This window comes from Stenotrophomonas pictorum JCM 9942 (assembly GCF_001431585.1).
GTDB lineage: Bacteria > Pseudomonadota > Gammaproteobacteria > Xanthomonadales > Xanthomonadaceae > Stenotrophomonas > Stenotrophomonas pictorum.
Map to the genome: position 1 here is coordinate 1 of NZ_LLXS01000041.1, position 1,263 is coordinate 1,263.

Genomic DNA, 1,263 nt, shown 5'->3' on the forward strand with positions numbered 1-1,263 from the left:
CTATGTCGAAAACCCACGCATGAACCCCCGATCTGTGCCCAAAGCGGCGCTTGCGCGACCGCCGCCTACCCGCCAGACTCGCCAAAAAGGGCGGTTGAACTTCCTATACCCCAAGGTGGCCCTACCGCAGCATGTATTCACTAATATCTCAACCAAAGGAGTATTCGAGATGGGTAAGCTAGCTGGCAAGATTGTCGTAGTGACGGGGTCGGTTTCGGTCATCCCCGGGTTCGATTCCATTGGCTCGGCAACGGTTCGCGAAGCCTTGGCCGAAGGGGCCGATGGGGTTGTCATTTCCGACATCAACGATGAGCAGGGCGAGGCATTCGCCAAGAGCCTGAACGAGGAATATGGTGAGGGGCATGCGCTCTATGTGCATACCGACGTGACTGATCCGAAGGATGTTGAGAAACTTTTCGAGATCACTGAGAAGACCTATGGTCGGGTGGATGCCATCATGGCCAATGCCGGCGTGGCGACGGCTGAGGATTTCGATAAGGATCCCGAGGAGGTTCTGAAGTCGAAAAAATTCATCCAGAGCGTCAACGAGGACGGAGTGTTCAATACCGCGCTCTACGGCTCGCGGCTGATGATGAAGCACGGGACCAAGGGCTCGATCGTGCTGGTATCGAGCATCCACGGCGTCGCCGGTCGCCCGAAGGTGGTGAACACGGAGACGGGCGAGGTGCTGATTGAACGCTTCAATCTGGTCCAGTATACGATGGGGAAACACGGCGTTGTCGGCCTGTCGAAGGCCCTCGCGCTGCAGTTCGCGGAATACGGAATCCGAGTGAACACCGTGAATCCGGGATATATTATGACGCCGCTATTCCAGGCCGCTGTCACGACTGACAAAGAGAAGTTGTCGCATGAGAAATCCTTGGAAACGGATGCCTTTGACTTCACCCAGCTGGCGGCGCTGCACCCATTGTGCAACGATCCGGTGAAGGATGCAGATATTGTCCCGCGTGGGAAATTTGGTGGCCGTATGGGTGTTCCGGCCGAAATCGCCAAGCCGGCGGTGTTCCTGATGTCCGACGAGTCTTCCTTTATGACCGGTCAGAAACTGGTTGTCGACGGCGGGTATACCGCATGCTGAGCATCGGCGGATAGTTAGTGAGCTTCTCCCATTGTGTGGAGGGGCAAATGTGAAACGGGGCGCTTTGGCGCCCCGTTGCTGCCGCTACATCACGCGCCCGGCGATCAGCGAGCAGCGGCTGTCGATCTCACCGCAGGGTAGGGTGCGGTATCAGCTCAAGACGC

Annotated in this window: 1 protein-coding gene and 1 pseudogene; both read left to right on the forward strand. The window is 57.4% G+C overall.

The features are described from left to right. On the forward strand, window positions 1–1,099 hold a 1,099-nt coding region (locus ARC78_RS12110), incomplete at its 5' end, for an SDR family NAD(P)-dependent oxidoreductase (protein WP_206742678.1). Window positions 1,100–1,172: 73 nt separating this feature from the next. After that, window positions 1,173–1,263: pseudogene (locus ARC78_RS16655) on the forward strand (transposase); the annotation flags it as partial.